Origin of the sequence: Posidoniimonas corsicana, assembly GCF_007859765.1 — a bacterium.
In the GTDB taxonomy this organism is placed as follows: domain Bacteria; phylum Planctomycetota; class Planctomycetia; order Pirellulales; family Lacipirellulaceae; genus Posidoniimonas; species Posidoniimonas corsicana.
This window is the reverse complement of the sequence record NZ_SIHJ01000004.1, coordinates 220,490-246,660: the sequence shown is the minus strand read 5'-3', so window position 1 is coordinate 246,660 and position 26,171 is coordinate 220,490. Positions and strand designations below refer to the sequence as shown.

Sequence of the window (26,171 nt, the reverse complement as noted above, 5' to 3'; positions counted from 1 at the left end):
TACGTCTGCAAAGCACCAGCCAAGAGTTCTAAGAACTAAACACTATTCAGGAGCCCCAGCCCTTGCGAGTGTGGTCGTGCGCGTGGGGCAACCCATGCGCGGACGGGTGACCGTGGCCGGGCGGGTAGTGCCGCCTTTAGAGCGCTCGTGAGGGTCGGGGCTTCTTTATTTGCACCGGCGTTCTGCTGGTGTGGAAAGGCCAACCCATGGTCGCTTTCAGGAACGCGCGGATACGGTTCCGCCTCTTCACAGTCTGGATGCTCACCAGGCATCCGAAGTTCAAGCCGCTGTACGCCGCTGACGTTGTGTCCCACGACTTGATCCAGCAGGCGCACCACCTCGCTGACGCCGGCTACTACGTCCCCGCTGCGATGCTCGCTAGGGCGGCGGTAGAGTCCCGGGTAACGAAGCTGGCCCGCCTGTCGCCCGGTTGGAGCGGCAAGGCGTCACGCAACACGACCAACACTGTCGTGTACCTGACGCACCAGGGCTTTCTGACGATCGCGCAGAAGAACACGTTCAGCAAGCGGTGGGAGCGGGTGTGCAGCATCTGCCACGGCGCCACGGGCAACCGGGCGTTCTGCTTGAAGACGATGCGTCAGATTGAGCAAATCTGCAGCCACTTCGACGAGCTGGCCGCCAACGCCATGAGATCCGGCGAAGCCCGCGGTGATGACCTGCCGACCTACCCCGAACTAGCGATGGAGGCTTAAGCCATGTCCGTAGAAGACCCTGGATGCGTTCTCACCTATGACCCTAGATCGGGGGCTTTCTCCATCAACACCGATGCTCTGCGGGCGATGGAGTCCCTGGAGTCACTGCCGGCGACGCCAACGCCGGCAGGGCGATTAACCGTCGAGCAACGCCACGGCCTGGCCGCCAAGCTCACGTTGGCCGCGTGCTGTGACGTGCTAATCACCTACGACCACGAGCGATCCGAGCGCGGCTCGGCACGGTCAGCAATCTATGACCTCCGACTGCCATCGATGCGATGCGATTCGGATATTCAGCTGCCGCTCGACTGCTGCGTCGATGCGGATGAGTTCGACGGAGACTTGGTTGCAGCAATCTTGTACGAGCTGCAGCGGGTCGCCAACCAGTACCAAGAGCTTGTCTGGAGAGTCGAGGACATGCTCGGGTTTCAGCGATTCAGCTTCCAGCGTCTTAAGGGGCTTGAAGACGAAGAGCAGGACGATTGCGAGCCCGCGCCGACGCGAGACCTCAGGCACCTGGCCTAGGCTGTAGCCACCCGAGGCCCGCGCCGCCGACTGAAGGACCGATGCCGGCGGCGCGGGTGAATCGGTGGCGGAATGGACGCCGTCCTGCCCAGGCGGCATTGCTGCCTTACGGCGTCGTCTCCGCACGAAACAAACTGCACGTCGTTCGTGCGCTAATGATTATCGTTCCGCGCAATGTCGAGCCTTAGTGGTAAACGCCACTGTGCGGATGTACGAACGGTCAAAGCGCGGGAGTGCTTGCATGGCGTTACCTCGAACAAGACGCGGGGCGCAGAGGGCGCCGGAGAAACGATCGAGGGGGCCGGTCTCGCTGGGCAGGTTGAGACCGGTAGCCCCCCTCGTCGTGAGTATTTGTTGGTATCGGCGGTTCGCGGCTGTGGGTTTATTCCGCTATGCGAATCGATCGCAATTTTCCCGGACCGCACTACGCGGCCAGGCGCTTTAGTCGTGAAAGGATGAGCTATGGAGGTGATCAAGGTTCACGTTGTCGACAAAGGCCGGCGGTACTTCTACATGAGGTACCGCTGCCCGCTGACCGGCAAGGAAGAGACCCGGAGCACCGGGGAGAAGTCCAAGAAAGAGGCGATCAAGGTCGCCGCGAAGTGGGAGGCCGAACTGCAGGAGGGCCGTTACCAGCGTTCCGCTCGGATGCCGTGGCCCGAGTTCCGGAAGTTCTGGGAGGACCACAACCTGCAGGACCTGACGCTGCGGTCCGGGGTGCAATACGCCTCGACGTTCAACGCGTTCGAGACGCTGTGCCGTCCGCAGCAGGTGGGCGACCTCACCACCGCCCGCGTCACCGCGTTCGTGAGCGAACTGCGGAAGCCACGCAAACGGAAGAGCGGCGAGACCTACCACTTGTCCCCCGCCAGCGTCGGCCGACACCTGCGCCACCTCAAGGCGGTTGCCCGGTGGGCGCACCGCAAAGACCTGCTGGCCAAGGTCCCGCTGTTCGAGATGCCCAAGTCGAGCCGCGGCGCCAAGATGAAGGGCCGGCCGATCACGGGCGAAGAGTTTGACCGGATGCTGGTCGCCGTCACCAAGGTCGTCGGCAAGGATGCGGCCGATTCGTGGAAGCTCCTGCTACGCGGCCTGTGGACGTCCGGGTTGCGTCTCGGCGAGGCGCTGGCCCTGAGATGGGATCACGTGCCCGGCCGCGTCTCGGTCGCTCTGAATGGCCAGCAGAGCGTTCTGCGATTCGAGGCGTCCGCCCAGAAGTCGGGGAAGGCCCAGGTGGTCGCCCTCGCCCCCGAGGCGGTGAACCTGCTGCTGCCGCTCCCGTCGGACACCGGGTTCGTCTTCACGCCCGAACGCAAGGACGGCTCGGCGATGGTTCGTAGCGTGTCGGAGATCGGCAAGACGATCACCAAGTTCGGCGAGAAGGCCGGCATCGTCACGAACGCCGAGACGGGCAAGACTGCCAGTGCTCACGACCTGCGCCGCGCGTTCGGGCGCCGGTGGTCCCGGCGGGTGCAGCCGGCGACGCTGCGGGAGTTGATGCGGCACGCGTCGATCGAGACGACGATGGGTTACTACGTCGGCGAGGACGCGCTATCGACCGCCGGCGAGCTGTGGCGGGCGTCGGGCGACACTTTGGGTGACACCCCGAAGAGCTCCGACACGAGCGAAGAGCGTCAGGAAGCGAAAAATGCTTGAAATGCAGTGGCCGCGGGGGGACTCGAACCCCCACGGGGGTTACCCCCCGGCAGATTTTAAGTCTGCTGCGTCTGCCAATTCCGCCACGCGGCCGCGGGGCAAGCGGCCATCATAGTCCAAACCGGTCGCCGACGCAGGCGCTAAAACCCGTCTACCGCCGGACCGGCGGGTGGGGCTAGAATCCGCCCAGCCCCCCTCGTTGACCACGCCGCAGGCTAACCTAACCATGCTCGCCCAGATCGATTTCCCTGGCCCCGAGGGCTTCCTCGGCGCCCGCGCGTCGCTGATGCTGGACGTGGTGGTGCTGGCCATGGCCGTCGTGCTGGTGGTCATGGCGTGGAGCATCGTGCAGGCGCGGCGGGGGCGCTTCACCGTGCACAAGTGGACGCAGACGGCGCTGACTGCCGCGCTGCTGGTCACGGTGCTGGCCTTCGAGATCGAGATGCGGCTGTTCGGCTGGGAGGACCGCGCGGCCGGCGAACTCGGCGGCTCGGCTTCGCCGCTGGTCTGGCGGGTGCTGTACCTGCACCTGGTGTTCGCGGTCAGCTCGTTCGTGCTGTGGCCGGCGGTGGCGTTCCTAGCGCTGCGGCGGTTCCCCAACCCGCCGGCGCCCGGCGAGCACAGCCGCAGCCACCGGTTCTGGGCCCGCCTGGCCGCGATCGACATGACGCTCACCGCGCTGACCGGCTGGGCGTTCTACTACGTCGCATTTGTGCGGCCGGTTTAGTTGGACCGCACGCCGTCGTCGGCCGACGCGTTCCACATCGAGGCGAGCAGCGCCAGCCGGCCCGTGGGCGGGACCGCGTCGGCGGTGCGGATCTCCTTCAGGTGGTGCGCGCACTTGCCGCAGCGGGACAGGTGAAGCTCGATCCGCGCCCGCAGTTCCGCCTCGCAGGCGCCGCAGGCATAGTCGTCGAGATGGGCGGCCACGTCGTGGCAGGCGATCGGCGCGGGCTCGGGCTCCGAGCCGCCTACCGAGTTGACCGCGAGACCGACCGCCAGCACCGCGGCCGCGCAGACCGCCATCGCCACGCCCGCGGTCTTCGCGGTGCTCACAGAGGGGCGCCGCCGCAGACGCTCGCCGAGCGACTGCAGGCAGCCGGGCTCACAGGGGGCCCAGGCGTCGGTGTTTTCGGGATGGCTGATCATGCCGTTGCGGTGCGGTTGAAGTCGACGGGGAAGACTGGTTCGCCGCGTGCGCCCCCTGCACGCTTACTTGATTATTGGTTCGCGCAACCAACCGGTCTGTGCGACGCATTACGATTGGCGCCGCTAGCGCGGCTCAACTCGACGCCCGCTCCAGGCACGGGACCAGCTTCGGCTTGCCGGTGAGCGTCTTCTCGGGCAGGCGGACCTTTTCTCTACCCACCGCCCGCGCGATGCGGCAGGGGTTGAGCAGCACCACCCGCCGCCGACCGCCGCCGACGTCGCCGGCGGACTTGAGCTCGCCCATCAGCACGGTCACGGACTCGCGTGTGCTGCCGATCAGGCCGGCCAGGTCCTGGTGCGATAGCCGCACTCGCAGCTCGACGCCGTCCTCGGTCGGCGCGCCAAACTGCTCGGCCAGGTCCAACAACAGGTGGAGCAGACGCTCGCGGTTCGAGCGGAACAGCAGGTTCCGCAGCCGCCGTTCGATCCGCTGCCGACGCAGACCGACCAGCCTGGTGACAGCTACCGCCAGGTCCGCGTGCTCGGACATCAACGCCCGGACCTCGGCGGCGGGCATGGCCACCACCGAAGACCGCTCGACCGCCTCGACGTGGTCGTCGCGGTCGGCGTCGTTGAGGATCGCCAGCTCGCCGAACAGCTCGCCCGGCTCGATGTACCCGAGGATCGACTCCCGGCCATCGCCGCTGACGTGCGACACCTTCAGCAGCCCCTCGGTCAGCAGGAACACGCTGTCGGTCGCCTCGGCCGGCAGCATGAGCGGGCTGCGGGGGGCGAAGGTGCGTCGGGTGCTCTGCGCCTCGAGCCGCGCCAACTGCTCCGAGGAGAGCCGCCGGAAGAGGTCGCTCTGCTTCAGCCACCAGAGGGATTCGGTCATCTCGCGTTCCTGATCCTGGTAGGAGATCGTCCCCGGTATTGTAAATCCCGCAAGACCGACAAGCGAGCGCCGACGCCGGCGGCCGCGGGAAAGTGAAGCCGAGGGGCCAAACCAGGGGTACGCCAACCCCGCCCAAACGGTTCGCCGGGCGGCGGCGCAGACTACGCCGTTTGGTGTGCGGCCTTACATTACAGCCCAGATGTGCCCCGCGACGGGCGCCCCTCTGCCGGCGGGAATCACCTGCGCCCGGCCGTGTGCGGCTCAGCCCAAGAGATCATCGTCGTCGTCGATCTCTTCGTCGTCGACGCCGTCGATGGCGAGCGGGTGCTCGCTCTTGGGATTCTTGATGCGGATGCTCTTCTTGCCATCCAGCAGGTCATTGATGAGGTTGCCGATCAGCTCGGCCCGCCACCCCTGCGCCAGCGCCGGCGGTTCGCCGTCCTCGGTGCCGTAGCCCAGGTGGTCGGCGATCATGTCGCGGAAGTCGCTGGCGGTGCCGGTCAGGCTGGCCGCCACGTTCTTGCCGCGGCACACGCTGGCGATGGCCGGCGAGAGGAACTGCCCCAGCAGGTTGAGCTGCGGCGGCGGCGCCGGGCCACGCTTGCGTTTGAACTCGTCGAGCGACGCGTCGAGCCCGCGCTGCACGCAGGCGGCGATCTCGGGGGTCACCTTCTTGAGCTGGCCGTACTGCATGCCGCGGATCGAGCGGATGCGTTCCGGCTTGGCGTTCTTCTGCTTGGCGAGTTCGACGATCAGGTCGTCCCGCAGCACGCGCCGCGGCGGGATGTCGCGGCGCTCGGCCTCGCTCTGACGCCACTCCCACAGCTCGCGGACGATCGCCAGGTTGCGGGGGCCGAGGTTGCCGATCCCCGACACCTTACGCCACCGCTTGCGGCTGCGGGCGGCGGTGACCTCGGCGACAAACGACTCCATCTCCTCCTCGAGCCACGACTCGCGGTGGTACTTGGCGATCTTGGCGGAGATCTTGTCGTGCAGCTCGAACAGGTACCGCACGTCCTCCAGCGCGTAGTTCAGCTGGTCTTCGGTCAGCGGGCGGCGGCGCCAGTCGGTCCGCTGCTCGCCCTTGGCCACCTTGCGGCCGACAAACCGGCTCACCACCGAGCTGTACGCGGCCGGGTACTCGTTGCTGCAGAACGCCGCGGCGATCTGCGTGTCGAACAGGTTGGCGGGCGGCGCGCCGACCGCGGTCAGCGAGAAGTTGAGCTCCTCACGCGCCGCGTGGGCGATGGTGATGTGGTCGCCCTCGGCCAGCAGCCGCCAGAACGGCCGCATGTCCGCGATGGGCTGCGGGTCGATCACCGCCATCAGGTCTTCCGAGGCGACCTGCACCAGGCACAGCTCTGGGCGGAACGTGTCCTCGGAGACGAATTCCGTGTCGAACCCAATCTGCTTGGCGCCGCGGAGCTTCTCCAGCACCTCGGCCAGATGGGCGTCGCTCTTTACGTGTTCGTAAGACAAGGGTTCTCTGTCGAGTTGTGCGGACGCCTACGGCCTGGGGAAACCCGAATTATGCCGGACGGCGCGGCCGTTAGGAAGAGCCGACCGGCGTCGCTGAGTTGATTGCGTGGGGATCCTTAGAACGTCCGCCAGCCGACCACCGCCAGCACCGGCAGCAGGATCAGGCAGCTGTAGGCCATGTAGCCGAAGAAGCTCGGCATCTTGACGCCCGACTTCTCGGCGATCGCCTTGACCATGAAGTTCGGCCCGTTGCCGATGTAGGTCATGGCGCCCATGAATACCGCGCCCAGGCTGATGGCCGTGAGGGTGTTCACGTCAACGCCGGCGGTTGCCCCTCCCACCCCGGGAACCTGAGCCGTCTTGAAGAACACCAGGTACGTGGGCGCGTTGTCCAACACGCTGGAGAGCCCGCCGGTCACCCAGTAGAACCGCGACGGCGAGTTCAGGAAGTTGGCTTCCAGGTACTCGCCGTTGAGGCCCAGGATCTGCAGCGCCGGTTGCATGCAGATAAAAATGCCGATGAACAGCGCCGCCACCTCTTGGATCGCGTGGTAGTTGAAGGTGTTCGCCTTGCGGACCGCGTTGGACCCCAACGCCAGCGAGAGCGCCACCAGGCCTAGCTGCACCAGCTCCCGCAGGTACAGCCACGGGTGCCAGTCGGTGCCAGGCACGGTCTTCGACGGGTCGAGGAACGCCACCGCCGCCACCACGCCCAGCAGCAGCGGGCCGTTGAGCCCCAGCCCCATATACTTCATGTGGCGGATCTTGCGGATGTCGCGGGTGATGTCGGCCTCGGTCTCGCGGCGATAGTACACCAGCTCGTCCAGCAGCAGGTAGACTACCAGCAGCAGGCCATTGCACAGCAGCCAGGCCGGCCACAGGCTCATCGTCCAGAAAAAGTCCACGCCCGCCAGGTAGCCCAAGAACAACGGCGGGTCGCCGATCGGCAGCAGGCAGCCGCCGCAGTTGCAGACAATAAAGATGAAGAACACCACCGTGTGCACCACGTGCTTTCGTTCGCTGTTGGTCTCCAGCAGCGGGCGGATAAACAGCATCGCCGCGCCGGTGGTGCCGATAAAGCTGGCCAGTAGCCCGCCCGCGCCCATAAAGATGGCGTTGGTCATCGGGTTGGCCTGCAGGTCGCCCTCGATGCGGATGCCGCCGCAGATGGTGTACAGGCTGAACAGCAGCACGATGAACGGCACGTACTCCTGAGCGACCGCGTTGCCCAGGATGGCGGTGATCTCTTCCCAGTTGAAACCGGTGGCGTCGTAGTCGGCCACGTAGTGGGCGGGGAAGTGGCCTTCGATCGGCTTCTCGTGCAGGAATCCATAGTAGGCCAGTGTCAGCAGACCGAGCACCGTCGCGAGCTGGAACCGGTGCAGGTTCGACTCCCACCAGTGCTCCGTGAACGGGATCAGCGGCAGCACCGCGATAGCGCCCAGCAGCAGCACAAACGGGATGACGGTCCAGACCGGCGGGGCGACAATGTCCGCCTCGGCGCCGTGGGAGTCGGCGGCCCCGTGAGCGTCGCCCTCAACCGCGTGCGAGTCGGCAGCGTGAGGGTCGGCCGCGTGGGCGTCGGTGGCGTGCGCGTCCGTCGCGTGGGCGGCGCTGCTCGCGACGATGAGCTCGGTGGCCTTCTGCGGCAATCCCGCAATCAGCGTGCCGACATAGACGACCGCCAACAACACAATCGCGCCGACAACTTTGCCACCGCCGCTGGCGGCGTGGTGGGACTCGTGAGACATTTCCGACTTCGATCCATTGGTAGGACTCCCCCAGATTCTCCAGGCGGGAGTGTCGGTTAAAGGTAACGGCCGGTCTGACATTCGTCTATCGGAGTTGCCCTGACGCTCAGGTGGAGGTCAGGTAGGGAACGCGACGTCATGACGCACATCAGGCAAGCGTAGGACCCAACTGGCCGGCAGCGCTCAAGCGCAGGGTGCGGTCTGGCGAATGCGTCTCGCGGCCCAACCGCTCCCATCGGTACAATCGCGCCGACCGCATCCCTCGACACCAAGAGCCCGCCCCGTGCCGCTAAGCAACTGGCGCCGTCCGCCGCTGAGCCTGCTGGTCAGCGTCCGCTCCACCAGTGAGGCCGCCGCCGCCCTCGCCGGCGGCGCGGAGGTAATCGACGTCAAGGAGCCGGCGCGCGGAGCGCTAGGCCGAGCCGACGCTGAGGTGGTGCGTTCCATCGCGCGGCTCGTAGGCAGCCGGCGTCCCGTGACCGCCGCGGCGGGGGACCTCGGCGAGCTCGCCCCAGCGGAGCTCGCCGCCTGGGCGGACGAGTCGACCGCCTGCCTGGTGAAGGTGGGCGTCAACCTGCCGGTGACGCAGTCGGCGGTCGAGATGCTGACAGCGCTCCGCGGTGCCCTGCCGCCCGGCATCGGGCTCGCGCCCGCCTTGTACGCCGACGCCGACCACGCGCCACCCAACGCCCAACTGCTCGCTCGGCTGCAAGCCGCCGCCTCCGCTCGCTGGCTGGTGGTGGACACCGCTGACAAGTCGGGGCCAGCCCTAACCGGGCTGTGGAGGTGCGACCAATTGTCGCAGCTCATCGGCGACGCCGGCCGCGCGGGCCTGCGGCTGGTGCTGGCGGGCGGCGTCACGGCGCAGCATGTCGCCACGCTCGGGGCCTCGCTCCCCGACCTGCTAGGCGTGCGCGGCGCGGTGTGCGAGGGGGGACGCGGCGGCTTGGTGAGGGAAGAACTGGTCGCCGAGTTCGCCGCCGCGGCCGCAACGGCGCGGCGTTCGCATGCGTTAATCGGCCCTTAGGCGCAGCGGAAAAAACTTGACATCCGCATCGCAATCCCGATACTCGGCGATAGTGGTGTGACCAACAGGGCCTCCCCGAACCGCGCAGGGCGTCGTTGATCGCTCGGTGCGGGTCGTTTACTTTTCAGCCAGGCGGCCGGCCTTGTTGCAGCGGTTTCTAGACCGCGAAGCCATCGCGTATGCGGACCGGTATCGCGCCGGGGCCGCGGCAGCTCCCGGGCATCGGACGCCGGGGGCTTCACGAGAGGGATCCTCAGGATGGCGCACAGCGGCCGTGCGCTTCGGGACCGAACGTCCCGGGCGGCGCCGCTAAAACTGTGAGGACAACGACTGTGCAACGTTCTGTGCTAGACGCGATTCGCGATGGTGACTGGGACTACGAACCCGATGAGGTAAGCGACGCGGTGCACTCCGCGACGGTCGCCCTGCCGGGCAGCCGGGAGAAGATTGGCGTTCTCGCCGAACGGGCGGAGCGCGGCCTGCCGCTGTGGCACGGCGCCGACCGGCTGACCTACGAGGAAGTGAAGGACCCCTCCCAGTTCGAGGGGGGCTGATTGCTCTCTGCGGCAGAACTCTAACGCTCCGGTGTGACGCGCCGTGGAAGCGTCCCGGAGAACAGGCGGCGGCCCATGCAAGGGCTGCTGGCGCGCGGGGCGGCCTACCGGCTCGTCACGGGCCGGGTTACACTGGCGTCTCAATCGTCACTACCGGCGCCTTCAAGACGGATCGCCCCGATGCCCCAATTCGACGTCACGGTTCCCCACGGCCAGTCCAAGGACGACGCGCACGAGCGTCTGAAGAGCTTCTCCGAGAAGGTCAAGGAACACTACGCCGACATGGTGAAGGATGTCGAGCAGCAGTGGGAGGGCGACACCCTGCACTTCGGCTTCAAGACGATGGGCGTCGGCATCAAGGGCGACCTGGTGGTCAACGAGAACGACGTCCGCGTCCGCGGCGACCTGCCGTTCACCGCCATGATGTTCAAGGGCAAGATCGAGTCCGCCTTGCGGGACGAGATCACCCGCCTGCTGGGTTAACTCCCCGGCGTTCCGCCCCCTTTTCTCTCTTTGCGTCCAGCGCTCCGGCCGCCGCGCCGCCCGTGGTCCGGTCGTGACGGCTGTGGCGGATCTGCCCGGCCGCGGTTCCGATTGGGAGCGTCCGACCGCCGTTGGGCCCATGTTGCCGCAACTTTGGTTGACTGCCCCCGGAAGCGACCTACGGTTCGTTGAGACAAATCTCGGCGCAGGCGTGTGCCCCCCGGCGCAACGCCCCGCAGCACCTGCCCTTGAATCGCGAACTACTGCGAGGAGCTTCCGAAGATGAGTACACGAGTTCTAGTGGCCGACGATTCGAGCACGATGCGGAAGATCATCCTCCGCTCGCTCAACGCGGTAGGGGTGCCCAGCGCGATCGAGGCCGCCGACGGCGAAGAAGCCATCAACGCCTTCAAGCCGGGCGAGTTTGACCTGGTCCTGACCGACTGGAACATGCCGCGGAAGAACGGCCTGGAGGTGATCCAGGAGATCCGCAAGCAGGACACCAACGTCACGATCATCATGGTCACGACCGAGGCCGAGAAGTCGCGCGTGCTGGAGGCCATCCAGGCCGGCGTCTCGGACTACCTGGTCAAGCCGTTCACGGCCGACACGCTCCGCGAGAAGCTCGAGAAGCACGGCTGCTAGTTCGGAGCATTGGTTGGAGGGCGCTGGTTCAGTGGCGCCGACCGGACAACTGAGTTGAAACGCAAAAAGGCGGCTGCCCCGCGGGGCAGCCGCCTTTAGTTTTTTGCCGATCTGAGGGAGGGCTCGGCCCCGGACAAACTAGCGCCCAGCGCCCTCCAGCCAGCGCCTACTTGGCGTACTCGGCGTTGAAGAACTCTTTGCTCTCGTCGATCGAGGGCTTGATGGTCCGGGCGCCTTCCTTCCAGTTGGCGGGGCAGACCTCGCCGTTCTTCTCGAAGTACTGCAGCGCCTCGACCATGCGGAGCGCCTCGTCGATGCTGCGGCCCAGCGGCAGGTCGTTCACCACCTGGTGACGCACGACGCCGTCCTTGTCGATCAGGAACAGGCCCCGCAGCGCCACGCCGCCGTCCAGCAGCACGTCGTAGTCGCGGGCGATCTGCTTGCTGAGGTCGGCCACCAGCGGGTAGCCGGTCTTGCCGATGCCGCCCGCGTCACGCGTGGTCTGCGTCCACGCGAAGTGCGAGAAGTGGCTGTCGACCGAGCAGCCGAGGATCTGCACGCCCTTCTCCTCGAACTTGGCGGCCGCGTCGGAGAACGCGATGATCTCGGTCGGGCAGACGAAGGTGAAGTCCAGCGGGTAGAAGAACAGCAGCACGTACTTGCCGCGGTAGTCCGACAGCTTCAGTTCCTTGAACGTCCCGTCCGGCATGACCGCCTGGGCGGTGAAATCGGGGGCTTCTTTCTGGACGAGAACGCTCATCGGGGGGACCTCACGTAGGGGGGTGCAGGGAGGGGATTCGTATTGTCCGGGCCCGGCGCCGCCGGCCCGTCTCGCCAGTTTACGGGGCTCTGCCGCGCCAGCAAGGGGCCCGCGTCCGCATAGCTGCCATGCGTCCGCCGCATCGACCGGCGCCGAGCGCGGAGGCCTTACCAAGCGACGCCGCGGCGTTGCAGCTCGCCCGCCAGCTGCTCGGTCGACTCGAAGCGGACCGCGTCGATCCCGCACGCCGCCGCCCCCGCGACGTTCTCCGCCCGGTCGTCGGTGAAGAACAGCTCGCCCAGTTCGCAGCCCGCCTGTTCGGCGGCCAGGCGGTAGATGCTGGGGTCCGGCTTCATCGCGCGGGCGTCGAAGCTCGTGACGTGCAGCTCGAACGCGTCGTTGAGCTGCGGGTAGCGCCCGTCGGTCAGGAACGGCCAGTGCACCGCGTTGGTGTTCGACAGGATGCCCAGCCGGTGGCCCGCCGCCGCCAACGCTGCGACCAGCTCCATCGACTCCGGGATCGGCTCGAAGATGTCGCTGCAGGCCAGCTCGAGCTCGGCGCGGTCGGGCGCCGACCTGGTGGCGTCGCAGAACCAGGCGAAGTACTCGTCCGGGGTCAGCTGCCCGCACTCGAACCGCCACTGCACGTCGGCGGGGGTGCCGGTGGCCATGGCCGCCTCGCGGACCACGCCCTCTTCAACACCGGCGGCGGCCGCCATCTGGCGGACCATGCGGTCGTTGCAGAACCGGATCAGGACGTTGCCGAGATCAAAATAGAGGAACTTAGGCGTCATGCGGGGCATCCTACCGCCGCGCCGCCGATCCGTCACCGGCCCGGTCACGCGGCGCGACGGCTCTCACGCTCGTGGCGCCAGTCGATCGCGCGGTCGCTGGCGTCCTCCAGCCGGCGGTGCGACGCCCAGCCGAGGTAGCCCCCCGCGATCAACGCGGCCAGGAACATCCGCGGGCGGTAGAACACCAGGTACCCCAGCAGCTGGTTGACGCCACGGCCAACGATGCCCAACGCGTTGGTCCCTTCGGGCAGCAACGCGACCCGCGGGATGGGGTTGGGCAGCACGCCGGCGGCGCCCAGTTCGCTCACGTAGCGGTGGTCGGTCAGCACCCGCACCGCCTCGGACGCCGGCAGCCGGCCCCCGTGCAGGCGGGTCCGTAGGATGAGGCTCTGCACCGCGAAGTCGCCCTTGGCGGCGTTTGCGTCGGCATGCTCAACCGCTCCGGGCGGGGCCACCCTCTGCAGGAGCGCCCGCAGGTGCACGCCCGCCGACGCGCCGCCGATCAGGATGCCGGCGGTCGCCATGAGCGACCACATGCTCTCGAACGTGATCCACTCGCGGCAGTACAGGAACGTGACCACCGCGGTGGCCAGCGCCAGCGGCGCCGTCTGCCCGAGTACGCCGATCACCACCTCGTCGCCGCCCAGCAGCGTGGCGACCATGCCCCAGGCCTGGTGCAGCACGGCCCAGAACGCGCCCCGCGGCCCGTGCAGCAGCAGGAGCAGGGCGAGCACCACCCACACCACTGGCGGCAGCCGCCGCCAGAGGGGAACCTTCCGGTCCGGTTCGGTGTCGAGGACTCGCATAGGGCGGACTTTAGCGGCCCGCCGCCGCCGGGTTAAGGCCAGTGGGCACGTCGCCCCCAGCGGCCTTTCAGGCTAAAATCGCCGGATTGCCGGCCTCCCGGCGCCCTGACCGAACAGCCCATCCCCAGCTACCAGTCCCCAGTCACCCGCTACCAACCACCGGCCATACTCCTCCCATGCTCAACAAGTACTCCAGCCAGATCACCCAACCCAAGTCTCAGGGCGCCAGCCAGGCCATGCTGTACGGAACCGGCATGAGCGAGGAGGACATGAACCTGCCACAGGTCGGCATCGCCAGCATGTGGTACGAGGGGAACACCTGCAACATGCACCTCTTGGACTTAGCGGGCCAGGTGAAGCAGGGCATGGCGCCCGCCGGGCTGGTCGGCATGCGGTTCAACACCATCGGCGTGTCGGACGGCATCTCGATGGGCACCAGCGGCATGAGCTACAGCCTGCAGTCGCGCGACCTGATCGCCGACAGCATCGAGACCGTGATGCAGGCCCAGTGGTACGACGCGCTGGTCGCCCTGCCCGGCTGCGACAAGAATATGCCCGGCTGCCTGATCGCGATGGGCCGGCTGAACCGCCCGGCGATCATGATCTACGGCGGCACCATCAAGCCCGGGTTCACCAAGAGCGGCGACGGCCAGGAGAAGCGCGACATCGTCTCCGCGTTCCAGTGCTACGGCGAGTGGCTGGCCGGACGCATCACCGAGGAGGAGCGGAAGGACATCGTGCAGCACAGCTGCCCCGGCGCCGGCGCGTGCGGCGGCATGTACACCGCCAACACCATGGCCAGCGCCATCGAGGCGATGGGGATGAGCCTGCCGTACAGCTCCTCGATCCCCGCCGAGCACCCAGACAAGCAGAAGGAGTGCCACGAGGCGGCCCGGGCGATCCGCAAGCTGCTGGAGCTCGACCTCAAGCCGCGCGACATCATGACCCGCGCTGCGTTTGAGAACGCGATGGTGCTGATCATGGCGGTCGGCGGGTCGACCAACGCGGTGCTCCACCTGCTGGCCATGGCCCGCAGCGTCGGCGTCGACCTGTCGATCGACGACTTCCAGAAGGTCAGCGACAAGACGCCCTACCTGGCCGACCTGAAGCCGTCGGGCAGCTTCGTGCAGGAGGACCTGCACTCGGTGGGCGGCACGCCGGCGGTGATGAAGATGCTGCTCGAGGCCGACCTGATCGACGGCTCCTGCATGACGGTCACCGGCAAGACCATCGCCGAGAACCTCGAGAGCCTGACCGGCCTGAAGGAAGGCCAGTCGATCGTCCGCCCGCTCGACAAGCCGCTCAAGGCGACCGGCCACCTCCGCATCATGCGCGGCAACTTCTGCCCCGACGGCGCCGTGGCCAAGATCACCGGCAAGGAGGGCCTGACCTTCACCGGCACGGCCAACTGCTTCGACAGCGAAGAGGACATGCTGCACGCCCTGGAGGACAAGAAGATCAACAGGGGCGATGTCGTGATCATCCGCTACGAGGGCCCCCAGGGCGGCCCCGGCATGCCGGAGATGCTCACCCCCACCAGCGCCATCATGGGTGCGGGCCTGGGCCAGGACGTGGCGATGATCACCGACGGCCGCTTCAGCGGCGGCAGCCACGGCTTCATCGTGGGCCACGTCACGCCCGAGGCCCAGGTCGGCGGCCCGATCGCCCTGGTCCAGAACGGCGACAAGATCACCGTCGACGCCGAGGCCAACCTGATCACGCTCGACGTGAGCGATGACGAGCTCGCCAAACGCAAAGCCGCCTGGCAGGCGCCCGAGTACAAAGCCACCCGCGGCACGCTCTACAAGTACATCAAGAACGTGAAGAGCGCTAGTGAGGGGTGCGTGACGGATGAGTGAGCGACATCACTAAGGACCATTGCCACGCATGAACGATCCCACTCCCCCTGCCGGGAAGGGGAACTCAGGTGCGCATCGCGAAGCGTATTGGAAGTCAACAGTTCAGCGACCAGGAAAGCTCACCGCATGCCGAGCAACAAGACCGCCATCGTCACCGGAGCCTCGCGCGGCATCGGCGCCGCCATCGCCAAGAAGCTAGCCGCCCAGGGCGCCCGCGTTGCGGTGAACTACGCCTCCAGCGAAGGTGATGCCGCCGCAGTGGTCGGCGAGATCACCGACGCAGGTGGCCAAGCGATGGCGGTGCAGGCCGACGTGAGCCAGCCAGACCAAGCCGCCCAGCTATTCGACGCGGCCGAGTCCAAGTTCGGCCAGGTCGACATCCTGGTGAACAACGCGGGCGTGGCAATCTACCAGCGGGTGGAAGAAACCACCGACGAGCAGTTTGACCGTGTGTTCGCCATTAACGTGAAGGGCGTGTTCAACATGTGTCGGCTGGCGAGCACTCGGCTGGCCGATGGCGGGCGGGTCATCAACCTCTCGTCGAGCACCACGCGGATGATGCTGCCCGCGTACGGGCCCTACTCGGCCACCAAGGCGGCTGTCGAGCAGTTGACCCGCGTGCTCGCCAAGGAGCTCGGCGGACGCGGGATCACGGTCAACGCGGTCGCGCCCGGCCCAACCGATACCGAGCTGTTTTCCGAGGGCAAGTCGGACGATCAGATCGCGATGCTTGGCAAGATGGCCGCGTTGGGGCGCATCGGCACGCCGCCGGAGATCGCCGAGATCGTCGCGCATCTCGCGAGCGACTCCGCGGGCTGGGTCACGGCCCAGGTCGTTCCGGTGAATGGCGGCATCGCCTAAATTCCCTGGCAACTCAGCGCTGAGAGTGCCTACTCCTCCTCGACGTTCACCTCCACCTCGCCGGTGTCGACGTTGCGTTCGACGTCGACCTCCAGGCCGGGCGCGTCGACTTAGAGCACCTTCTCCTTGTTCTCGCAGCCAATTGGGGCGCCGAGCAGCAACGCCGAAAACAGGGCAAGCAGCAGGCGGTGTTTCATCGCAGCGTCTCCGGGGGGGGTGAGGCGGCCGGCGCGTCGCGGGCCAGCCTCCACGATAGCCTGGGCGGCGGCCATCCGGCCCTCGCCGCAGTGGGCGTGCCAGCAAAACGAACGTGCCGAAGCCGGCTGGGGTGGTTCTGCCGGTTCTTGGCCCGACGCGAGCTGTGCCTACAATTCCCCAATGCACCTCCACTCCTGCGGGCCGGTCCATGCTCAGCAACCCGTTTGACGTTTACCTGAACGACCACCACGCCATGCTGGTGGCCGAACGGGAGCTCTGCCAACGCGTGCAGCGATCGAACGAGGGATCGGCGCTGGCCGACGCGGCGGGGCGGCAGCTCGGACTAGCTCGGGCGGGCGAGGCGGCTGTCAAACAGTTGCTGGCCGACCGGGGCGCCGCCGCCAGCGGCACGAAAGCCACGATGGCCTGGCTGGCGGAGAAGGCGGGCCGCCTGAAGCTGAACGGGCAGCTCACCGGCTACTCGCCCGCGTCGCGGGTGCTGGAGGTCGAGGGGCTGATCCTGGCGGCTCAGGCCCGGGCGGCGATGTGGCGGTGCCTGGCCGCCAGCCAAACGCCACCGCCCGAAGCGGTCGATTGGGGTCAACTGCAGCAGCACGCCGAGGCCCAGCTAGCAGACCTCCGAGCAGTCCATAGCGCGGTCGCGGGCGAGTCGTTCGGCGTCGGCGGCGACCGCCCAGCCGGCATACATCGCTAGCCGAGCCGGCGGTACAATCGGGGCATGCTCAGCGACTCGCTCCGCCAACGCCTGGAGGCCCTCAACCGGCAGCAGCTGCCCGCTGCGCCGGCGCCGATCGCCAAGCGGGCGGCGGCCGCCACGCCGCCCGCGGCCAACCAGGCGGCGCCGGTCGGGTTCGCTGCCGAGGCGGCCATCGAAGAAAACGAGCTCGGCGCGCACGCGTTGCACACGATCCCGCTCGGAGAGCTATGGCCCAAGGGCCCCGGCCTGGTGGCGGGGCGGCTCGAGCACCTGGCGACGACCGACACCGACGGCGAGCTGGGCGACCTGGTCAGCGCGCTGCCCGACCGCGCGGCGTTGCTCGACCTGGAGACCTGCGGCCTGTCGGGCGCGGCGTTGTTCCTGGTCGGCCTGCTGCGGTGGATCGACGGCCAGCCGACGGTCGAGCTGCTGTTCGCCCGCAGCTACGCCGAGGAGGCCGCCGTGCTGGAGAGCCTGTGGCGGCGGCTCGACGGGGTTGATGTGCTAGTCACCTACAACGGCAAGAGCTTCGACTGGCCGATGGTGCTGGACCGGTCGCGGCGGCACCTGCTCCACAAGCGCCGCGAGCTGCGGCAGCCGCGGCACGTCGACCTGCTGCACCACGCCCGGCGGAAGTGGAAAGGGGTGCTGCCGGACTGCAAGCTGCAGACCATCGAGAGCCAGGTGTGCCGCCGCCCGCGGGGCGACGACATCCCCGGCGGCCAGATCCCGGCGGCCTACGACGCGTACGTCCGCACCGGCCGCGACGACGAGATGCAGCAGGTCCGGCGGCACAACGCGCTGGACCTGGCGACCCTGCTGGATATCGCGATGCGCGTGGCCGGGTAACGCCGCGGGTCCCCCCACCGAACCCGCACCCCCGGCCGGTTGTCCCGACAGCGAGGTTTCGCCCTGGTTTTCGAGGAAAACCCGGCGGTTGCGGGGCAATGGGCCCCCAACTAAGATCATGGGTTCGCCGCTGCTGGCGAGCCCCGCCCCCTAACCTGCTGGTTCTGCAATGCGTCACGTCCTTTCCGCCCTGGTGCAAAACGTCCCCGGCGTGCTGGCCCACGTGGCCGGGATGCTCGCGTCCCGCGGCTACAACATCGACAGCCTGGCGGTCGGCGAGACCGAAGACCCGCACCTGTCGCGGATGACCTTCGTGGTGGTCGGCGACGACAGCGTGCTCGACCAGGTCCGCAAGCAGCTGGAGAAGATCGTCACCGTCGTGACGGTGACCGACATCAGCGCCCAGGACCACGTCGAGCGGGACCTGATGCTCATCAAGGTCAGCAGCGAGGGCGGCAAGCGGGCCGAGATCCGCGAGCTGACCGACATCTTCCGCGGACGCGTGGTGGACGTCGCGCCCGACGAAATAATGATCGAGCTGGCCGGCCAGGAGAAGAAGATCCAGGCCTTCATCGACATGATGCGGCCGTTCGGCATCCTCGAGGTCGCCCGCACCGGGCGGATCGCGATGGTGCGGTCGGTCAACCGCCCGCTCGGCTCGACCGGCCTGAAGGCGGCGGTGGGCGTTTCTAGCTGAACCAACCCCAGTAACCACAAAGACACCAGGGACACAGCGAGCCGCACCCGACCCGCCGCCGGCGTCGAGTTCCCCCTGTGTCGTTCGTGCCTTTGTGGTTTCCCCACAATTACTCAGACAAGACAGACGAGGACTCGACCAAATGGGCGCCAAGATCTACTACGACGCGGACGCGGACATGAAGGCCCTTGAGGGCAAGACCGTGGCCATCATCGGCTACGGCTCGCAGGGCCACGCCCACGCCCAGAACCTGCGTGACAGCGGCGTCAAGGTGGTCGTGGGTCAGCGTCCGGGCGGCGAGAACTACGACCTCGCCAAGAGCCACGGCTTCGAGCCGATGAGCGCCGCCGACGCCGCCAAGGCCGCCGACGTCATCAACATCCTGCTGCCGGACGAGGTGCAGGCCGAGGTCTACAAGAACGACATCGCGCCCAACATCGAGAAGGGCAACGTGCTGATGTGTTCGCACGGCTTCAACATCCACTTCGGCCTGATCGAGCCGCCCAAGGGCGTTGAGACCCTGCTGGTCGCCCCCAAGGGCCCCGGCCACCTGGTCCGCAGCGAGTTCACTGCCGGCGGCGGCGTCCCCTGCCTGATCGCCCTGCCCGAGGACGCCAGCGACGACACCTTCCAGATCGGCCTGGCCTACGCCAAGGGCCTCGGCGGCGCCCGCGCCGGCGTGATCCGCACCACCTTCGCCGAAGAGACCGAGACCGACCTGTTCGGCGAGCAGGCCGTGCTGTGCGGCGGCCTCAGCGAGCTGATCAAGGCGGGCTTCGACACCCTGGTCGAGGCCGGCTACCAGCCCGAGATGGCCTACTTCGAGTGCATGCACGAGGTGAAGCTGATCGTCGACCTGTTCTACCAGGGCGGCCTCAACTACATGCGGTACAGCGTGAGCAACACCGCCGAGTACGGCGACTACTCCACCGGCCCGCGGATCATCACCGACGAGACCAAGGCCGAGATGAAGAAGGTGCTCGAGGAGATCCAGAACGGCACCTTCGCCCGCAACTGGATGCTCGAGAACAAGGCCGGCGCCCCCGGCTTCAAGGCGACCCGCCGCCGCGAGCGGAACCTGCCGATCGAGAAGACCGGCCAGCAGCTCCGCCGCCTGATGAGCTGGATCGACGAGAAGGAAGTCTAGTCAGCGACCCTCCCTCCCCCCTTGGGGGAGGGCTAACCCGTATGCCCAGGCGCCCTCCCCTCCCGCCGAGCGACCTGCCCGACTGGCCGATCGGCGACCCGGCGGCGCCGCTCGCTAGCGGCACCGTGAGGGTTTGGCTCTGGTCGCTTGCGGCGTCCGACTCCGCCGACGAGCGGCTGCTCTCGGCGGACGAGATCGACCGCGCCAACCGCTTCCACTTCGGCGAGGACCGCACGCACTTCGTCGCGGCGCGGTGCGGGCTGCGGCGGCTGCTCGCAGGCGCCACGGGGCGGGCGGCCGACCAGGTGGCGTTCCGCTACCACGGGCTCGGCAAGCCGTCGGTCGCCGACGGCGGCGTGTGGTTCAACCTGTCGCACTCCGCGGGCGTGGCGTTGGCGGCGTTGTCGGTCGATGGCGAGCTAGGCGCCGACGTCGAGGCGGTCCGCCCCACCAACTGGGCGGGCGGAATCGCCGAGCGGTACTTCTCGCCCGCGGAGGTCGACGAGCTCAAGGCCGAGCCGGCCGAGCTGCAGGACCGGGCGTTCTTCCGCTTCTGGACCAACAAGGAGGCCGTGGTCAAGCTGCTCGGCTCCGGCCTCGGCTTCCCGCTGCCGACCTTCACCACGCCGCTCAACGCCGAGGCGGGCGCGGCGGTCGCGCTGCCAGAAAACCCGCTGGAGCTGCCGGAGTGCTGGGTCCGATCGCTGCCATCGGGGCCCGTGCTGCAAAGCGCCATCGCCACGCCCGCGGCGGCCGACCGGGTAGAGCTGTACCGTCTGCCCGCCGGCGGGTAGCACACGGCTATAATGCCCGTATGGCCGATTCATCCTCACGCCGCGACTTTCTAAAGGGCAAGGCGGCCGCCGACGCGCTGGCGGACATCGGCGCCGGCGCCGCGGGAGGCGAAGCCGGCACGGCGGACCCCGGCATGCCGGACTGCGTGCTTTCGCTTACCCGGCGTGCGATGGCATGCGACTTCCAGGTGCAGCTGGTCGCCAGCCCCCACCGCAACGAGACCGGCCCCGGAATGGCGGCGCTCGACCTGATCGACCGCCAGGAGGACCGGCTGAGCGTCTACCGCGATTCGAGCGACATCAGCCTGCTAAACAACGCGGCGCAGTACGGCCCGGCCGAGACCGATCACGAGATGTTCGCACTGCTCCAGACCTGCGACCGGCTGCACCGCGACACCGACGGCGCGTTCGACGCCACCACCGGGCCGCTCTCCAAAGCGTGGGGCTTCTACAGCCGCGAGCCGCGCGTGCCGACCGAAGAAGAACTGTCCGCCGCGATGCAGCTGGTCGGCTGGCGGCACGTCCGCTTGGATGAGGGAGCGCAGACCGTCGCGTTCGACAGGCAGGGCGTGGAGATTAACTTCAACGGCATCGGCAAGGGCCACGCGCTGGACCTGGCCGCCGACCAGATGCAGCTGGAGCTAGCAGACGACTTCCTGCTGCACGGCGGCCGCAGCACGCTGGTCGCCCGCGGCGACCGGCCGGGCGGTCAGCCGGGATGGGGCGTGGCGCTGCGGCACCCGCTGCGGCCCCAGTTGCGGATAGCTGAGTTCACGCTGATGGACCAGGCGTTCTCCACCTCCGGCGCCGCGACCCAGGGGTTTGTCTCCGGCGGGAAGCGGTACGGGCACATCCTGGACGCACGCACCGGCAGACCGGCCAGCGGGCCACACAGCGTCAGCGTGATCGCCCCGACCGGCGCCGAGGCGGACGCGCTCTCCACCGCGTTCTACGTGATGGGCCCCGAAGCGACCCGGGCTTACTGCGAAGCGCATCCCGGCGTGGGGGCGGCGTTTGTGCTGCCGGGCAAGCACGCCAGCAGCGTCCGCCTCGAGGCGATCAACCTCCCCGACGACCGCTGGCGGCCGCTGAGCGATCTGTAGCCACACGCCGGCGGGACCCGCGGGGGCCGAAGTTTCCGCGTGGTAAGGCGGTAACAGATCGCCCTGCGAATGGCTACAATGCCGGATTGCCCACAGCGGCGTAACGCTCGGTTCCCCCCTCCGGCCATCGGCCCCACCCAGGCGCCCACCAGCCCGCGACCCCACAGACGGATGCTGCTTGATTTCCTAGTCGATAGCGTGGGCCTGTGGGGGATCGTCGCATTCCTGGTGCTGACTGGCGTGGGCGTGCCCATCCCCGAAGAAGCGCCCCTGGTGCTGGCGGGCGTGCTGAGCAGCAAGGGACACTTCGACCCGGCAGTCGCCTTCGGGGCGTGCCTGATGGGCGCGCTGCTAGGCGACTCGCTCATGTACGCGATCGGCCGGCACCTGGGGCACGGCTTCCTGATGCGGCACCCGCTGATCTCTCGCTTCATCAACGCCGAAGAGGAGGAGAAGATCGAGCACGTGGTGCAGAACCACGGGTTCAAGATCCTGCTGGGCACGCGGTTCCTGATCGGCGTGCGGGGGGCGGTCTACTTCGCCGCCGGCGCGGCCCGCGTGCCGTACCTGCGGTTCCTGCTGTGGGACCTGGTCGCGGCGTCTCTCGTGGTGGGCATCGTGTTCGGCTTGGGGTATCTGTTCGGCCCCTGGATTGAACCGGTTATTCAGGACGCGGAAAAACTAGTCACCGTTATCGTGGTCGCGGTGCTGATCGTGGTCGGCATCATGGTGTACCGCAAGCGGGTCGAGCGCATCGACCGCGAGATCGACCGACTGGAACGCGAGTCGCAAGGCGAGGCGCCCGCGTCCACCGCCGAAGAGGACGCGCCGCCGGCCGAACCGCCCGCACCGGCCCCCGCGGGCGATAACGAGCCCGCCGAGCACTCGCACGAACGCCCCGCCTAGCACCACAGGCACGCCGCGCTATGCCCTCGCCGCCGCTCGTAATCGGAACCCACAACGCCAAGAAGGGCGCCGAGCTGGCCGACGCACTGGCGCCGCACGGTGTGCGGGTGCAGACGCTCGCCGACCTGCCGGATGCGATCGAGGTCGTCGAAGACGGCCAGACCTTTGCCGACAACGCGCGGCTCAAGGCGGTCCAGCAGGCGCGGCGCCTGGGCCAGTGGGTGCTGGCCGACGACAGCGGCATCCAGGTCGACGCGTTGAAGGGAGAGCCGGGCGTCTACTCCGCGCGGTTCGCCGGCCCCGACTGTGACGACGAGGCCAACAACCGCCTGTTGCTGGAGAAGCTGTCCGGCTTGCCGCCGCAGAAGCGCGGCGCGCAGTACTACTGCCACGTGACGCTGGCGGACCCCGCCGGCGAGATCCGCGGCGAGGCGACCGGAGTCTGCCGCGGGGTGATCGTGGACCCGCCGCGCGGCGCCAACGGGTTCGGTTACGACCCGCTCTTCGAGATCCGGGAGCTGCACCGCACCTTCGGCGAGCTCGGCCCCGCCGTAAAGAAGGCGATCAGCCACCGGTCGCGCGCCATGCGGGCCATCCTGCCGGTAGTCGTCCGCGAGCTGCGAGGCTAACGGCAAAGCGTTTCGGGCTGCGGGCCGTCGCTGCGAAAAGCGACCGCAAGCCGAGGCGTACACACGGGTTCCGCTTGGCGCCGGCCCCCATCAGCGGGTCATTCCTGCCCCGCGGCGCCGCCGCGACAGGGCCCCACGGTCTGCTAGCCTGGTGGCCGCCCCTGGGTGATTCTTCTATGTTAAGGGGACCGAAGGCGTCCCTCCCACCACTAGGATCCCATGTCGCACCGTTACCGCATCCAATTCCCCCCTCATGACGCGCACCACCTCGAACAAGACGAGGTCAGCTTCTTCGTCATCGAAGGCGACAAGAAAACCCGGCTTCGATTCCACGACTACGACAAGATTTACCCCAAGCCCGGGCTCTACGAGCAGGTCTTCTACGACCGCCTCAAGTGCAACTCGCCTAAGAAGGTGGGTCAACAGCTCAAGCAGGCGCTGGACGCGGTTGGGCAGAGCATCAGCGAGTTGCGGGTGCTCGACCTCGGCGCCGGCAACGGCATGATGGGCGAGGTGCTCAAGCAGCACGGCGTGGCGCGGCTGATCGGCGCCGACATCATCCCCCAGGCCCGTGATGCGTGCCTCCGCGACCGGCCCAGCGTGTACGACGAGTTCTACGTGTCGGACTTCACCAACCTCTCGGCCGACGAGATCGACGAACTGTCCGGCTGGTCGGTCGACTGCCTGACGAGCGTGGCGGCGCTCGGGTTCGGCGACATCCCAGCGGCGGCGTTCTTCCAGGCGATGCGGTTCGTTGAGGTGGGCGGGTGGGTCGCCTTCAACATCAAGGAGACCTTCCTCGATCGCTCGGACCAGTCGGGGTTCTCGCGGTTTATCCGCGAGCTGATCTTCTCCGAGTACCTCGACCTGCACCACCTGGAGCGGTACCGCCACCGGCTGTCGATGGAGGGCACGCCGCTGTATTATTTTGCGCTGGTCGCTCAGAAGACCGCCGAGATCCCGGCCGACTTTCTGGAGCGTCACGAGATCACCACGTAGCGCCCCGCCGCAGCGACCGCCGGCGGGCGAGCCCCCAGGGATTTTCACCATGATCCAACGCCCCGCCGCCCGCCTGCTGGCGATCGCCCTGATCGCGGCCCCCGCGTCCGCCAACGCCGCCGAAGCCGTCGCCGATGCGCCCGCGGCGGCGGAGTCGTCGTCCGCCGCCCAGATCGACGGCTGGCTCGACGCGAACCTGCCGGGCGTGGTCCGGCTGTACAAAGAGCTGCACCAATCGCCCGAGCTCTCGTACGAGGAGGAGCAGACCGCCGCGCGGCTCGCCAAGGAGTGGCGCGCCGCCGGGCTGGAGGTCGCTGCCGGCGTCGGCGGCCACGGCGTGGTTGGCCTGCTAGAGAACGGCGACGGCCCCACGCTCATGCTCCGCTGCGACATGGACGCGCTGCCCGTCATCGAAGAGACCGGCGTCCCCTACGCGAGCCAGGTCCGCACCACCGACAAGCGCGGCGCGGTGGTCGGCGTGATGCACGCCTGCGGGCACGACATCCACATGGCCAACATGACCGGCGTGGTCCGGTGGGCCGCCGCCAACCGCGACGCCTGGTCCGGCACGCTGATGGTCATCGCCCAGCCGGCCGAGGAGCGGGGGGCCGGCGCCAAGGCCATGCTGGCCGACGGCCTGTTCGCCCGCTTCCCGCGGCCCAACTACGCAGTGGCGCTGCACGTGGCGGCCGACTACCCGGCCGGCAAGGCGGGCTACCTGAGCGGCTACTCCCAGGCCAACGTCGACAGCGTCGACATCACGATCAAAGGTCGCGGCGGCCACGGGGCCTACCCGCACACCACGGCGGACCCGATCGTCATCGCGGCCAAGCTGGTGCTCGACCTGCAGACCATCGTCAGCCGGGAGCTCGACCCGATCGAGCCCGCCGTGGTCACCGTCGGCTCGATCCACGGCGGCACGAAGCACAATATCATCGGCGACGAGTGCAAGCTGCAGCTCACGGTGCGGAGCTACTCACCCGCGGTCCGCAAGCAGATCGGCGAGGCGATCCGCCGCAAGGCGCTCGCCGCCGCCCAGAGCGCGGGCGCGCCGGAGCCGGAGGTCGACATCTCCGAGGGGACGCCGTCGCTCTACAACGACCCGAACCTCACCGCGCGGGTCGCTAGCGCGGTCGGCGCAGCGATCGGCAAGGAGAACATGGAGCCGTCCAAGCCGACGATGGGAGGCGAGGACTTCAGCCGCTACGGAATCGCCGGAGTGCCGATCTGCATGTTCAAGCTCGGCACGATCCCGCAAGACAGGCTGGACGCGTACGCCGAGGCGGGCGGCCCGCCGCCTTCGCTCCACTCGGCCAAGTTCTACCCCGACCCGGAGGGCTCGCTCTCGACCGGCATCCGGTCGATGACGGCCATCGTCCAAGAACTGCTGCCCGCCCAGTGATGGCCACGCCCGCCACGGATCCCCGCCCGACGCCGCCGGCCGGCCCCGACGGCGCAGTCGGCGAGTTCTCCTGGTCCCGCTGGGAGGCCGGCGAGCGGCCGGTCCGGACCGCCGCGCTGCTGGCCGTGGTGGCCGCCGCCGCGTTCACCGCCGGCGTCACGCTGCAGAGCGTCGCTTCGGGCCTGCTGGCGCTCGCGCTGCTGCTGGCCACCCTGGCCAATTGCCTGCTGCCGATCCGCTACGCCATGACCGCCGACGGCGTCGGCGTTCACGGCCTGCTCCGCTCGCGACTGCTCAAGTGGTCCCGCGTCGACGCCGCCCGCGTCGGCGAGCAGGACGCCGTGCTGCTGTACACCACCGAGCACACGGTCGCCCAGCGGCAGTTCCGCATCGACCTGGGCCCCGAGCCGCAGATGGTCGCCGCGGTGCTCAAGCAGCGGCTGCTGGACGCGGGCGTGCCGCTGGTGTGAGACTTCGCCACGCCTGCCAGTTTGTTATCGAAACCGGCCACCTGCTGTGGTCCAATAGCGTTGCTGGCGGTGGTCTGCCGGCACGCGTGCTACTTATCCAAGGCGTCGGCATCGCGGATGAGTTTTGTAGCTCTGTAGAAAGCTTCTAGATGTTTAGAGGATCATGAGGTTGAGAGTGAGGGTCTTGAGGGCGGCTTCGCGTCGCTGCATGGGCTTTTTTCGTGCTCGCAGCTGGGGCCCGAGGAGGCGTTTGAGCATGCTGATGGTGGTCTCGGCCTGGGCGCGTTGCCCGTAGCGGGTGG

29 protein-coding genes and 1 tRNA gene are annotated in these 26,171 nt (G+C 68.1%); 21 read left to right on the top strand and 9 right to left on the bottom strand.

Annotated features, from left to right (window positions below; translation table 11 throughout):
- The first annotated feature begins 206 nt into the window (after window positions 1-206).
- From KOR34_RS22295 to KOR34_RS22285, 3 genes are all read left to right on the top strand, one after another.
- Window positions 207-713, top strand: a complete 507-nt coding sequence (locus tag KOR34_RS22295) for a hypothetical protein (protein ID WP_146568334.1) — start codon at window positions 207-209, stop codon at window positions 711-713.
- A gap of 3 nt (window positions 714-716) precedes the next feature.
- Window positions 717-1,238, top strand: a complete 522-nt coding sequence (locus KOR34_RS22290) for a hypothetical protein (protein ID WP_146568333.1) — start codon at window positions 717-719, stop codon at window positions 1,236-1,238.
- A 462-nt stretch (window positions 1,239-1,700) separates the two neighbouring features.
- Complete coding sequence (locus tag KOR34_RS22285) at window positions 1,701-2,894, top strand: tyrosine-type recombinase/integrase (RefSeq protein WP_146568332.1); 1,194 nt, start codon at window positions 1,701-1,703, stop codon at window positions 2,892-2,894.
- Window positions 2,895-2,901: 7 nt separating this feature from the next.
- Here the strand turns inward: KOR34_RS22285 and KOR34_RS22280 are convergent.
- Window positions 2,902-2,987, bottom strand: a tRNA-Leu gene (locus KOR34_RS22280).
- A 133-nt stretch (window positions 2,988-3,120) separates the two neighbouring features.
- On the opposite strand from KOR34_RS22280, the gene KOR34_RS22275 reads away from it, so the two are divergent.
- Complete coding sequence (locus KOR34_RS22275) at window positions 3,121-3,621, top strand: DUF420 domain-containing protein (protein WP_146568331.1); 501 nt, start codon at window positions 3,121-3,123, stop codon at window positions 3,619-3,621.
- On the opposite strand, the gene KOR34_RS22270 is transcribed toward KOR34_RS22275, so the two are convergent.
- From KOR34_RS22270 to KOR34_RS22255, 4 genes are all read right to left on the bottom strand, one after another.
- Window positions 3,618-4,043: a zf-HC2 domain-containing protein gene (locus tag KOR34_RS22270; protein WP_146568330.1), complete on the bottom strand. Its 426-nt coding sequence runs from the start codon at window positions 4,041-4,043 to the stop codon at window positions 3,618-3,620. The two genes, KOR34_RS22275 and KOR34_RS22270, sit on opposite strands and share 4 nt — an antisense overlap.
- Window positions 4,044-4,176: 133 nt before the next feature.
- Window positions 4,177-4,938: a Crp/Fnr family transcriptional regulator gene (locus tag KOR34_RS22265; RefSeq protein WP_146568329.1), complete on the bottom strand. Its 762-nt coding sequence runs from the start codon at window positions 4,936-4,938 to the stop codon at window positions 4,177-4,179.
- A 261-nt stretch (window positions 4,939-5,199) separates the two neighbouring features.
- Window positions 5,200-6,417 (bottom strand): ribonuclease D, encoded by a 1,218-nt coding sequence (locus KOR34_RS22260; protein ID WP_146568328.1) that lies wholly within the window; start codon window positions 6,415-6,417, stop codon window positions 5,200-5,202.
- Window positions 6,418-6,533: 116 nt separating this feature from the next.
- Entirely contained in the window at window positions 6,534-8,168 is a 1,635-nt protein-coding gene (locus tag KOR34_RS22255; RefSeq protein WP_146568327.1) for a sodium:proton antiporter, read from the bottom strand.
- Window positions 8,169-8,451: 283 nt separating this feature from the next.
- On the opposite strand from KOR34_RS22255, the gene KOR34_RS22250 reads away from it, so the two are divergent.
- The 4 genes from KOR34_RS22250 to KOR34_RS22235 all read left to right on the top strand — a co-directional run bounded on the left by KOR34_RS22250 (window position 8,452) and on the right by KOR34_RS22235 (window position 10,877).
- The gene (locus KOR34_RS22250; RefSeq protein ID WP_197531666.1) at window positions 8,452-9,195 is read left to right on the top strand and encodes a (5-formylfuran-3-yl)methyl phosphate synthase; all 744 of its coding nucleotides are present in this window, start codon (window positions 8,452-8,454) and stop codon (window positions 9,193-9,195) included.
- 332 nt (window positions 9,196-9,527) lie between these two features.
- Window positions 9,528-9,749 (top strand): hypothetical protein, encoded by a 222-nt coding sequence (locus KOR34_RS22245; protein ID WP_146568325.1) that lies wholly within the window; start codon window positions 9,528-9,530, stop codon window positions 9,747-9,749.
- 180 nt (window positions 9,750-9,929) lie between these two features.
- Window positions 9,930-10,232, top strand: coding sequence for a polyhydroxyalkanoic acid system family protein (locus KOR34_RS22240; RefSeq protein WP_197531665.1), 303 nt, complete (start codon window positions 9,930-9,932; stop codon window positions 10,230-10,232).
- Window positions 10,233-10,514: 282 nt separating this feature from the next.
- On the top strand, window positions 10,515-10,877 hold the full coding sequence (locus tag KOR34_RS22235) for a response regulator (RefSeq protein ID WP_146568323.1): 363 nt from the start codon (window positions 10,515-10,517) through the stop codon (window positions 10,875-10,877).
- A 166-nt stretch (window positions 10,878-11,043) separates the two neighbouring features.
- Here KOR34_RS22235 and KOR34_RS22230 read toward each other — a convergent pair whose 3' ends face one another.
- The 3 genes from KOR34_RS22230 to KOR34_RS22220 form a co-directional block, all read right to left on the bottom strand.
- The gene (locus KOR34_RS22230) at window positions 11,044-11,637 is read right to left on the bottom strand and encodes a peroxiredoxin (protein ID WP_146568322.1); all 594 of its coding nucleotides are present in this window, start codon (window positions 11,635-11,637) and stop codon (window positions 11,044-11,046) included.
- Window positions 11,638-11,804: 167 nt separating this feature from the next.
- The gene (locus tag KOR34_RS22225; RefSeq protein ID WP_197531664.1) at window positions 11,805-12,431 is read right to left on the bottom strand and encodes an HAD family hydrolase; all 627 of its coding nucleotides are present in this window, start codon (window positions 12,429-12,431) and stop codon (window positions 11,805-11,807) included.
- A 44-nt stretch (window positions 12,432-12,475) separates the two neighbouring features.
- Window positions 12,476-13,237, bottom strand: a complete 762-nt coding sequence (locus KOR34_RS22220) for a hypothetical protein (protein WP_146568320.1) — start codon at window positions 13,235-13,237, stop codon at window positions 12,476-12,478.
- Window positions 13,238-13,413: 176 nt separating this feature from the next.
- Here KOR34_RS22220 and ilvD point away from each other — a divergent pair, with 176 nt between their 5' ends.
- Window positions 13,414-15,096, top strand: coding sequence for a dihydroxy-acid dehydratase (ilvD, locus tag KOR34_RS22215; RefSeq protein ID WP_146568319.1), 1,683 nt, complete (start codon window positions 13,414-13,416; stop codon window positions 15,094-15,096).
- Window positions 15,097-15,222: 126 nt separating this feature from the next.
- Window positions 15,223-15,957: an SDR family oxidoreductase gene (locus tag KOR34_RS22210; protein ID WP_146568318.1), complete on the top strand. Its 735-nt coding sequence runs from the start codon at window positions 15,223-15,225 to the stop codon at window positions 15,955-15,957.
- Between the two features lie 110 nt (window positions 15,958-16,067).
- Here KOR34_RS22210 and KOR34_RS26910 read toward each other — a convergent pair whose 3' ends face one another.
- The gene (locus KOR34_RS26910) at window positions 16,068-16,229 is read right to left on the bottom strand and encodes a hypothetical protein (RefSeq protein WP_197531663.1); all 162 of its coding nucleotides are present in this window, start codon (window positions 16,227-16,229) and stop codon (window positions 16,068-16,070) included.
- 134 nt (window positions 16,230-16,363) lie between these two features.
- Between KOR34_RS26910 and KOR34_RS22205 the strand changes: the two genes are divergently transcribed.
- The 11 genes from KOR34_RS22205 to KOR34_RS22155 all read left to right on the top strand — a co-directional run bounded on the left by KOR34_RS22205 (window position 16,364) and on the right by KOR34_RS22155 (window position 25,869).
- Window positions 16,364-16,870, top strand: coding sequence for a hypothetical protein (locus KOR34_RS22205; protein ID WP_146568317.1), 507 nt, complete (start codon window positions 16,364-16,366; stop codon window positions 16,868-16,870).
- A gap of 24 nt (window positions 16,871-16,894) precedes the next feature.
- The gene (locus KOR34_RS22200; RefSeq protein ID WP_146568316.1) at window positions 16,895-17,722 is read left to right on the top strand and encodes a ribonuclease H-like domain-containing protein; all 828 of its coding nucleotides are present in this window, start codon (window positions 16,895-16,897) and stop codon (window positions 17,720-17,722) included.
- Window positions 17,723-17,891: 169 nt separating this feature from the next.
- Window positions 17,892-18,419 (top strand): acetolactate synthase small subunit, encoded by a 528-nt coding sequence (gene ilvN, locus KOR34_RS22195; RefSeq protein WP_146568315.1) that lies wholly within the window; start codon window positions 17,892-17,894, stop codon window positions 18,417-18,419.
- A gap of 94 nt (window positions 18,420-18,513) precedes the next feature.
- Window positions 18,514-19,566 carry a ketol-acid reductoisomerase gene (ilvC, locus tag KOR34_RS22190; RefSeq protein ID WP_228714740.1) on the top strand — a complete coding sequence of 351 codons (1,053 nt, stop codon included), beginning with the start codon at window positions 18,514-18,516 and terminating at the stop codon, window positions 19,564-19,566.
- Window positions 19,567-19,607: 41 nt separating this feature from the next.
- Window positions 19,608-20,360, top strand: coding sequence for a 4'-phosphopantetheinyl transferase family protein (locus tag KOR34_RS22185; RefSeq protein WP_146568313.1), 753 nt, complete (start codon window positions 19,608-19,610; stop codon window positions 20,358-20,360).
- 20 nt (window positions 20,361-20,380) lie between these two features.
- Entirely contained in the window at window positions 20,381-21,463 is a 1,083-nt protein-coding gene (locus tag KOR34_RS22180) for an FAD:protein FMN transferase (RefSeq protein ID WP_146568312.1), read from the top strand.
- 171 nt (window positions 21,464-21,634) lie between these two features.
- Complete coding sequence (locus KOR34_RS22175) at window positions 21,635-22,369, top strand: DedA family protein (RefSeq protein ID WP_197531662.1); 735 nt, start codon at window positions 21,635-21,637, stop codon at window positions 22,367-22,369.
- A gap of 20 nt (window positions 22,370-22,389) precedes the next feature.
- On the top strand, window positions 22,390-22,998 hold the full coding sequence (gene rdgB / locus KOR34_RS22170; protein WP_146568310.1) for an RdgB/HAM1 family non-canonical purine NTP pyrophosphatase: 609 nt from the start codon (window positions 22,390-22,392) through the stop codon (window positions 22,996-22,998).
- 219 nt (window positions 22,999-23,217) lie between these two features.
- On the top strand, window positions 23,218-23,997 hold the full coding sequence (locus KOR34_RS22165; RefSeq protein ID WP_146568309.1) for a class I SAM-dependent DNA methyltransferase: 780 nt from the start codon (window positions 23,218-23,220) through the stop codon (window positions 23,995-23,997).
- A 49-nt stretch (window positions 23,998-24,046) separates the two neighbouring features.
- Complete coding sequence (locus tag KOR34_RS22160; RefSeq protein WP_146568308.1) at window positions 24,047-25,399, top strand: M20 metallopeptidase family protein; 1,353 nt, start codon at window positions 24,047-24,049, stop codon at window positions 25,397-25,399.
- Entirely contained in the window at window positions 25,399-25,869 is a 471-nt protein-coding gene (locus KOR34_RS22155; protein WP_146568307.1) for a hypothetical protein, read from the top strand. The genes KOR34_RS22160 and KOR34_RS22155 overlap by 1 nt, the downstream gene beginning before the upstream one ends.
- Window positions 25,870-26,171 lie beyond the last annotated feature (302 nt).

What these genes read in the sequence shown, in the direction of transcription:
- KOR34_RS22295 (WP_146568334.1), top strand. Translation starts at nt 207, where the DNA reads ATGGTCGCTTTCAGGAACGCGCGGATACGGTTCCGCCTCTTCACAGTC.
- KOR34_RS22290 (WP_146568333.1), top strand. Translation starts at nt 717, where the DNA reads ATGTCCGTAGAAGACCCTGGATGCGTTCTCACCTATGACCCTAGATCG.
- KOR34_RS22285 (WP_146568332.1), top strand. Translation starts at nt 1,701, where the DNA reads ATGGAGGTGATCAAGGTTCACGTTGTCGACAAAGGCCGGCGGTACTTC.
- KOR34_RS22275 (WP_146568331.1), top strand. Translation starts at nt 3,121, where the DNA reads ATGCTCGCCCAGATCGATTTCCCTGGCCCCGAGGGCTTCCTCGGCGCC.
- KOR34_RS22270 (WP_146568330.1), bottom strand. Translation starts at nt 4,043, where the DNA reads ATGATCAGCCATCCCGAAAACACCGACGCCTGGGCCCCCTGTGAGCCC.
- KOR34_RS22265 (WP_146568329.1), bottom strand. Translation starts at nt 4,938, where the DNA reads ATGACCGAATCCCTCTGGTGGCTGAAGCAGAGCGACCTCTTCCGGCGG.
- KOR34_RS22255 (WP_146568327.1), bottom strand. Translation starts at nt 8,168, where the DNA reads ATGTCTCACGAGTCCCACCACGCCGCCAGCGGCGGTGGCAAAGTTGTC.
- KOR34_RS22240 (WP_197531665.1), top strand. Translation starts at nt 9,930, where the DNA reads ATGCCCCAATTCGACGTCACGGTTCCCCACGGCCAGTCCAAGGACGAC.
- KOR34_RS22235 (WP_146568323.1), top strand. Translation starts at nt 10,515, where the DNA reads ATGAGTACACGAGTTCTAGTGGCCGACGATTCGAGCACGATGCGGAAG.
- KOR34_RS22230 (WP_146568322.1), bottom strand. Translation starts at nt 11,637, where the DNA reads ATGAGCGTTCTCGTCCAGAAAGAAGCCCCCGATTTCACCGCCCAGGCG.
- KOR34_RS22225 (WP_197531664.1), bottom strand. Translation starts at nt 12,431, where the DNA reads ATGACGCCTAAGTTCCTCTATTTTGATCTCGGCAACGTCCTGATCCGG.
- KOR34_RS22220 (WP_146568320.1), bottom strand. Translation starts at nt 13,237, where the DNA reads ATGCGAGTCCTCGACACCGAACCGGACCGGAAGGTTCCCCTCTGGCGG.
- ilvD (WP_146568319.1), top strand. Translation starts at nt 13,414, where the DNA reads ATGCTCAACAAGTACTCCAGCCAGATCACCCAACCCAAGTCTCAGGGC.
- KOR34_RS22210 (WP_146568318.1), top strand. Translation starts at nt 15,223, where the DNA reads ATGCCGAGCAACAAGACCGCCATCGTCACCGGAGCCTCGCGCGGCATC.
- KOR34_RS26910 (WP_197531663.1), bottom strand. Translation starts at nt 16,229, where the DNA reads ATGGCCGCCGCCCAGGCTATCGTGGAGGCTGGCCCGCGACGCGCCGGC.
- KOR34_RS22205 (WP_146568317.1), top strand. Translation starts at nt 16,364, where the DNA reads ATGCTCAGCAACCCGTTTGACGTTTACCTGAACGACCACCACGCCATG.
- KOR34_RS22200 (WP_146568316.1), top strand. Translation starts at nt 16,895, where the DNA reads ATGCTCAGCGACTCGCTCCGCCAACGCCTGGAGGCCCTCAACCGGCAG.
- ilvN (WP_146568315.1), top strand. Translation starts at nt 17,892, where the DNA reads ATGCGTCACGTCCTTTCCGCCCTGGTGCAAAACGTCCCCGGCGTGCTG.
- KOR34_RS22185 (WP_146568313.1), top strand. Translation starts at nt 19,608, where the DNA reads ATGCCCAGGCGCCCTCCCCTCCCGCCGAGCGACCTGCCCGACTGGCCG.
- KOR34_RS22180 (WP_146568312.1), top strand. Translation starts at nt 20,381, where the DNA reads ATGGCCGATTCATCCTCACGCCGCGACTTTCTAAAGGGCAAGGCGGCC.
- KOR34_RS22175 (WP_197531662.1), top strand. Translation starts at nt 21,635, where the DNA reads ATGCTGCTTGATTTCCTAGTCGATAGCGTGGGCCTGTGGGGGATCGTC.
- rdgB (WP_146568310.1), top strand. Translation starts at nt 22,390, where the DNA reads ATGCCCTCGCCGCCGCTCGTAATCGGAACCCACAACGCCAAGAAGGGC.
- KOR34_RS22165 (WP_146568309.1), top strand. Translation starts at nt 23,218, where the DNA reads ATGTCGCACCGTTACCGCATCCAATTCCCCCCTCATGACGCGCACCAC.
- KOR34_RS22160 (WP_146568308.1), top strand. Translation starts at nt 24,047, where the DNA reads ATGATCCAACGCCCCGCCGCCCGCCTGCTGGCGATCGCCCTGATCGCG.
- KOR34_RS22155 (WP_146568307.1), top strand. Translation starts at nt 25,399, where the DNA reads ATGGCCACGCCCGCCACGGATCCCCGCCCGACGCCGCCGGCCGGCCCC.